The organism is uncultured Lactobacillus sp. (assembly GCF_902491705.1).
In the GTDB taxonomy this organism is placed as follows: domain Bacteria; phylum Bacillota; class Bacilli; order Lactobacillales; family Lactobacillaceae; genus Lactobacillus.
The window spans coordinates 1-5,964 of sequence record NZ_CABUIW010000085.1 but is presented as its reverse complement, the minus strand read 5'-3'; the positions used below and the strand labels follow the sequence as shown (position 1 = coordinate 5,964).

The following is a 5,964-nucleotide window of genomic DNA, read 5'->3' as shown; positions in this document are numbered from 1 at the left end:
TTGTTCTTTATTAAATTTAGTCATAATAAAAGACCCAAAAGTGTCTAACTTTTGGGTCTCACTTCAAACCTTGGACAGGGTAATTTGCTTTTTCAATTATTAAGTAGCTTGCAACAAATTTCTGGAATAGATTGGAAAGAAGTTTTAAAGTCAATTCAAGGAATTAACGTATTAGGTAATGGTCTGAGTTTCCAAGCAACTGAAGACGCAGGAATAATAAACTATAGTGAAGTATTGAAGCAGATTTTAACTAAGCTTAAGAAAAGAGAAATTTCTATTTTAGTTGGAATTGATGAAATAGAAATAAGTGATGATGTTAGAGCATTTGCTTCTGTATATCAAACTTTAATTGGCGATGATTTAGATGTTTCTCTGATAATGACTGGCTTACCAAGTAGAATTTCAGATTTGCAGCATGAGAAGACATTAACTTTTTTGCTTCGAAGCAATCGTATTTATTTGAAACCACTAGATAAAACCTCAATTGAAGATAATTTTTCATCAGCTTTTGAAAAAGGACACAAGTCAATTTCACCTGCAGTTATGAGAAGGCTAGTCGAGGGTGTAGGCGGATATGCATATGCTTTTCAGACGATTGGTTATTATGCTTGGGAACAAAGTGGAGATGAGATAACTAATCAAGTTGCAAATGAAGTTATTGACTTGGCAAAGTCTGATTTGTACCAAAATTCTTATGAGAAACTATATACTGAAATTTCAGATACTGATCGAAAATTCCTAGACATAATGGCTGATTATCCTGAAGATACTGTCCCTATTTCAAACATAGTTGATGCGTTAAATAAAAGTAAGAATTATGTCTCAGTATATAGAACTCGGCTATTAGATGATCAATTAATTTATGCTCCAGATCGAGGCTATGTAAAATTTACTTTGCCATTTTTTGATGATTTCATCAGATGGTATAAAGAAAATCATTTAATTTAAGAATAATAATCAATAATTATTAAATAGTAGAATTTTGATTATTATAATATCGACATAATTCCATAACTTTTTCAAGATCGCTGTTGCAAACAATGCCAGTTGCATTTAAAAAATAGAAAAGCCCATATATAATTTTAGTAATGGATTCCATATCTTCGGCTGTTTGTTTTTGCTCCCAAAAATAATAGTTACATATACCTAAGCTATGTGTAACTAAATTAATTTGTCCGGGCATTAGCCAATCATTTAGGAAAAATTCTAATTCATCTTTTACGTTGTATCCCAATTCATCAAATTCATCTGTATTGATCATTGGTAAACATTGATTGATGATTTTATCATTATTATCAATAATTTCATCATAAACCTTGGAATAGTCTAAAGAAGATTTTCCAATATATTGATTCCATTTCCTTGGATCTTCAAAGTCCTTTTTTATATCAATAGAAGCAGTAGTCTGTCTGGCATGAGATGTTTTTACAGGCCAATATTTATTAATAGAAAAAGCAATATTTCTTAAAATTGAATTGGTATAACTTACATTGTTTTGCATTAATAAATCCCAAGACATTGCCACCAATTTGTGCAATTTATTTGAAATCTGACGATCAGGGCCGAATAAATAAATTCTTTCCTTATAGATAGCTTCTAAATATAAATCGCTACAGCAATTGTTTATTTCATGATTTTGATTTAGGTATAACTTAAACGAATTAGCGACAGCAGTTATAATTTTCTTTCGTTGGGAATCAAAAAGAAAATCAAATTTATACAATAATTCAGAAAGAATGTTAATAAATTCATCTTTATCAACACGCTCGGTCAATATAGGTAGTCCAGTTTCATCTTCTACAAAGAGATAGTAATCTGTTCTACCAATTCTAACCTTATCAAGTTGCCAATTATTAAAAGGGAGTTTGCTTTCCTTTATGTAATTTGCACCAAATTCTTTTTTAAGTAATTCATTGTAATATATTTGTACCATAATAATCACCTCTACTTAATAATGTTTATTATATATCTAGTAAAATTAAAGTAGTGGAACTAAAAGATTGGATATTGAATATGTTAAAGAATATTATTTTTGACTTTGGAAACGTACTTATCGACTTTAAATCGGATAAGATTTTGAATCATTATGATCTCAGTAAAGAAGAGCATGAGCTGCTTAATAAAGCGATTTTTGGTTCAAATGAATGGTTAAAAATCGATGCGGGTGAACTTACCGAAGATGAAGCTACCGAAATTTTTAAAAAGCGCCTTCCTGAGAGATTGCATCCCCAGGTTGAACAAATTATGCAAACCTGGCCAGCAAAAGTAACATTTTATCCTGAAATGCTTGATTTTATGCAGAAATTACATGAGCAGGGTTATCACTTGTATGCATTATCAAACACGGGGATGCGCTTTGCCAATTATTTGATGAATGGAAAATATGGGCAATACTTTGAAGGCGAAGTCTTTTCAGCAAAAGAAAAATTGATGAAGCCTGGCTCTGAGATCTATCCAACCTTGCTTGATCGATATAATTTAGATCCTTCAGAATCACTGTTTATTGATGATCGACCAGAGAATATTGAAGCTGCCCGTAAGTTAGGGATGCACGGTTTTGTTTTCACGATTGAAAATTTACCAGAATTAAAAGAAGATATTGAAGAATTAAGTAAATAAGAGGATGGGGACTATTAGATGAATAAGCAAGAGATCTTGCAGAAACTTGATGAAGAAAAAATTGATTATCAAGTAGTGAATCATCCTGCCGTTTTTACGTCTGAAGAAGCGGATAAGTATGTTAAAGGATATGAGTTTGGTAGGGTGAAGAATCTTTTCCTTCGTACTGCTAATAAGAAGCATTATTATTTGGTGCTGATCGATGAAAATGATCGTTTGGATTTTAAGCATTTTAGGGATATTGCTCAAACTTCACGAGTAAGTATGGCCTCAAGTGATGAATTAGAAGAGAAGTTAGGTGTGACACCAGGATCAGTTTCTCCATTTGGACTACTGAACAATGAGGAAAAAGACGTTGAATTGGATGTGCAGAAAAAGATACTGAAGGATGAGTATATTGGTGTGCATCCCAATGATAATACGGCCACTGTAATTTTGAAGACAGAAGATTTGATAGATTTTTTGAAAAATAATGGCTTTGAAATCCGAGTGTTGGATTTGTAGATAAAGATAATAAGCAGAGATTTTGTCGACCTCTGCTTATTTTTTGACAAAATTATTATGGAAATCTTCTTATCCTGAAATGTTTGATTTCATGCAAGAGTTGTATGAGCAGGGTTATCACTTGTACGCATTGTCAAATACAGGGGTGCGCTTTGCCAATTATTTGATGAACGGAAAATATGGTCAATTCTTTGAAGGCGAAGTCTTTTCAGCAAAAGAAAAATTGATGAAACCTGGTTCTGAGATTTATCAGACTTTGCTTGATCGATATAATTTAGATCCTTCAGAGTCACTGTTTATTGATGATCGACCAGAGAATATTGAAGCCGCCCGTAAGTTAGGGATGCACGGCTTTGTTTTCAAAATTGAAAAGTTGCCAGAATTAAAAGAGTATATTGAAAAATTAAACAACTAAAAGGAAGACATAAGATAATAAATAAGCAGAAGCCGATAAAACTTCTGCTTATTTTTTGTTAAATTTTTCTTGAAATATCAATATGAATTAAGTAAAATTTAATACAATTAAAATTAATGTGGAGGACATGATTATGAAACTAAAGAGTATAAGTTTTAAAATTGCAATTTTACTCTTAACCTTTACAGCAGTTTCCACGTTCTTCAGATCATCTATGTCTGGTATATTTTCATTATTTTATGCAAGAAATGGAATTCCAGATGCAAATATTAGTTCAATCAAATCTTTTCAAAATATTGGTATTATGCGTGGTCTTTTGCCAGCAGGACAAAGAATGAGGATTAATGATTGAGAGGCATATTATGAAAGAACATCCATTTATTTTAAACTTTGATAATAGTCAAAGTGCGGTGGTTGAGCCACATTATGAAAATTTGCCATTAAAGTTGCATCCAAAATTATTATTTGCTTTTGTTCCCAAAGAGGATATAGATAACTTTTTAAAAGACGTTCCGTACAAAATATTAGGTTCGTATGATACTATCTCCTTTCAACCTAACGTTTATGAAGTATTGATAAATGATGAAAAAATCACATTATGTCAAGCACCACTTGGTGCTCCAGCAGCCACACAATTACTTGATTGGTTAATTGCTTATGGTGTAAAAGAAGTGTTAGCTTTTGGTAATGCTGGTGCGATTACAGATTTACCTGAAAATGCTATGTTTATTCCCAATCGGGCAATTCGCGATGAAGGCACTTCATTTCACTATTTAGAAGATAGTTTAGCAGTAGAACTAAATTGTGATTTTTTAGATAAAGTAAAAAATGCAGTACATACATTGGGCTATAAGTATGATGAAATAACCACTTGGACAACTGACGCATTTTTTAGAGAAACTTCAAAAAAAGTTACACAATTCCGTCAATTAGGTGCAAGTACTGTAGAGATGGAATGCTCAGCGCTTGCTGCATGCGCGCAATTTAGAAAAATTAATTTTGCACAAATATTGTTTACTGCTGATACTTTAGCAAATATTGAAAAATATGATCCAAGGGATGGGGGAACAGATTCTCATCGTTTGGGATTAGATATTTGTTCTCAAGTATTGGTCAAGGTATAAATTCAAATTTAGAGGAATAAAAAATATGGATAAAACCTGGCAAAGAATGTATGAAGCCGCTAAGAAAGTACAAGACTTTCGTCAAATTTCAGATCATTTTGAAGCTGGTGGAGTATCAGCAGCTGTTCTATCAGAATTCGGTAAAATATATGTTGGCGTATGTGTTGATACTGCATGCACGTTAGGGGTCTGTGCTGAAAGAAATGCTCTTTTTAATATGATTACTAACGGTGAAAATAGAATCAAGCGTGTAATTGCTATCATGTCTGACGGTAAAAATGGGGCTCCTTGCGGAGCATGCCGTGAATTCATAGTTCAATTAATGGAAAAGGATTATAAAAACGTCGAAGTAATGTTAGATTATGAAAAAAATAAGGTAATGACCTTAGGTGAATTAACGCCAGAATGGTGGCTTTAGAAAGCATGGATAATAGAGGAAGATATATGAAAGAAGAGCCATTTATTTTAGACTTCGATAAAAACACACATGCAGTATTAGAGCCTGATCATGATGAATGCCCATTTCATTTTCATGATCGACTTCTTTATGCATTTGTCCCAAAAGAAGATATTGATGCCTTTTTGGATAAGCATCTTCATCGTACTCTTGGTGAATTTGAAACTGTTTCTTTTAACCCTAAAATCTATGAAGTCGAGATAAATGGTGAACTTCTTACTTTATGTCAAGCTCCACTGGGTGCGCCAGCCGCTACACAATTATTGGATTGGTTAATTGCTTATGGTGTTAAAAAGATACTGGCAGTCGGAACTTGTGGTGCATTAGTTGATTTACCAGAAAATGAAATGCTATTGCCGACCAAGGCCGTTCGCGATGAAGGCACTTCTTTTCACTATATGAAACCAGGTCAATTTGTTGAACTAAATGCAGATTTTTTGAAGCAAATTAAAAACTCAATGTCCAAATTGAAGCTAAAATATGACGAAATAACTACTTGGACAACAGATGGATTTTTCAGAGAGACACCTAAAAAGGTAGCTCAGTTTCGCCAGTTAGGAGCAAGTGTCGTAGAAATGGAATGTGCCGCATTAGCTGCATGTGCGCAATTTAGAAAAGTTGATTTTGCTCAGATATTGTTCACTGCAGATACTCTTGCAGACATGAATAATTATGATGAGCGTGATTGGGGCGGCAATTCACACAGTGCTGGCCTAGTAATTGGTGCCAAAGTATTAAGTCAAATAAAAATGTAAAAAAAGTCTAGTTGCGATACGTTTTGAAGTGAGACCCAAAAGTTAGACACTTTTGGGTCTTTTATTATGACTAAATTTAATAAAGAACAA

Annotated in this window: 9 protein-coding genes; 8 read left to right on the top strand and 1 reads right to left on the bottom strand. The window is 32.9% G+C overall.

Annotated elements, in window-relative coordinates:
• Positions 1-84: 84 nt before the first annotated feature.
• Positions 85-948, top strand: a complete 864-nt coding sequence (locus tag RDN22_RS10815) for a hypothetical protein (protein ID WP_308558111.1) — start codon at positions 85-87, stop codon at positions 946-948.
• A gap of 19 nt (positions 949-967) precedes the next feature.
• Here the strand turns inward: RDN22_RS10815 and RDN22_RS10810 are convergent, their stop codons facing one another.
• The gene (locus RDN22_RS10810) at positions 968-1,933 is read right to left on the bottom strand and encodes a hypothetical protein (protein WP_308558110.1); all 966 of its coding nucleotides are present in this window, start codon (positions 1,931-1,933) and stop codon (positions 968-970) included.
• Between the two features lie 80 nt (positions 1,934-2,013).
• Here RDN22_RS10810 and RDN22_RS10805 point away from each other — a divergent pair, with 80 nt between their 5' ends.
• The 7 genes from RDN22_RS10805 (at position 2,014) to RDN22_RS10775 (ending at position 5,874) form a co-directional block, all read left to right on the top strand.
• The gene (locus RDN22_RS10805) at positions 2,014-2,619 is read left to right on the top strand and encodes an HAD family phosphatase (RefSeq protein WP_308558109.1); all 606 of its coding nucleotides are present in this window, start codon (positions 2,014-2,016) and stop codon (positions 2,617-2,619) included.
• 18 nt (positions 2,620-2,637) lie between these two features.
• Positions 2,638-3,123: a prolyl-tRNA synthetase associated domain-containing protein gene (locus RDN22_RS10800; RefSeq protein WP_308558108.1), complete on the top strand. Its 486-nt coding sequence runs from the start codon at positions 2,638-2,640 to the stop codon at positions 3,121-3,123.
• Positions 3,124-3,202: 79 nt separating this feature from the next.
• A complete protein-coding gene (locus RDN22_RS10795) occupies positions 3,203-3,538 on the top strand; it encodes an HAD-IA family hydrolase (RefSeq protein WP_308558112.1) in 336 nt (111 codons plus the stop codon).
• A gap of 133 nt (positions 3,539-3,671) precedes the next feature.
• On the top strand, positions 3,672-3,890 hold the full coding sequence (locus tag RDN22_RS10790; RefSeq protein WP_308558107.1) for a hypothetical protein: 219 nt from the start codon (positions 3,672-3,674) through the stop codon (positions 3,888-3,890).
• A gap of 10 nt (positions 3,891-3,900) precedes the next feature.
• On the top strand, positions 3,901-4,662 hold the full coding sequence (locus RDN22_RS10785) for a nucleoside phosphorylase (protein ID WP_308558106.1): 762 nt from the start codon (positions 3,901-3,903) through the stop codon (positions 4,660-4,662).
• A 25-nt stretch (positions 4,663-4,687) separates the two neighbouring features.
• Entirely contained in the window at positions 4,688-5,080 is a 393-nt protein-coding gene (locus tag RDN22_RS10780; RefSeq protein ID WP_308558105.1) for a cytidine deaminase, read from the top strand.
• Between the two features lie 26 nt (positions 5,081-5,106).
• Entirely contained in the window at positions 5,107-5,874 is a 768-nt protein-coding gene (locus RDN22_RS10775; RefSeq protein ID WP_308558104.1) for a nucleoside phosphorylase, read from the top strand.
• The last annotated feature ends 90 nt before the right edge of the window (positions 5,875-5,964 follow it).

Bases quoted from the DNA above. Each gene is read 5' to 3' on its own strand.
- RDN22_RS10785 (WP_308558106.1), top strand. From the start codon at position 3,901: ATGAAAGAACATCCATTTATTTTAAACTTTGATAATAGTCAAAGTGCG.
- RDN22_RS10780 (WP_308558105.1), top strand. From the start codon at position 4,688: ATGGATAAAACCTGGCAAAGAATGTATGAAGCCGCTAAGAAAGTACAA.
- RDN22_RS10795 (WP_308558112.1), top strand. From the start codon at position 3,203: ATGTTTGATTTCATGCAAGAGTTGTATGAGCAGGGTTATCACTTGTAC.
- RDN22_RS10775 (WP_308558104.1), top strand. From the start codon at position 5,107: ATGAAAGAAGAGCCATTTATTTTAGACTTCGATAAAAACACACATGCA.
- RDN22_RS10800 (WP_308558108.1), top strand. From the start codon at position 2,638: ATGAATAAGCAAGAGATCTTGCAGAAACTTGATGAAGAAAAAATTGAT.
- RDN22_RS10810 (WP_308558110.1), bottom strand. From the start codon at position 1,933: ATGGTACAAATATATTACAATGAATTACTTAAAAAAGAATTTGGTGCA.
- RDN22_RS10790 (WP_308558107.1), top strand. From the start codon at position 3,672: ATGAAACTAAAGAGTATAAGTTTTAAAATTGCAATTTTACTCTTAACC.
- RDN22_RS10805 (WP_308558109.1), top strand. From the start codon at position 2,014: ATGTTAAAGAATATTATTTTTGACTTTGGAAACGTACTTATCGACTTT.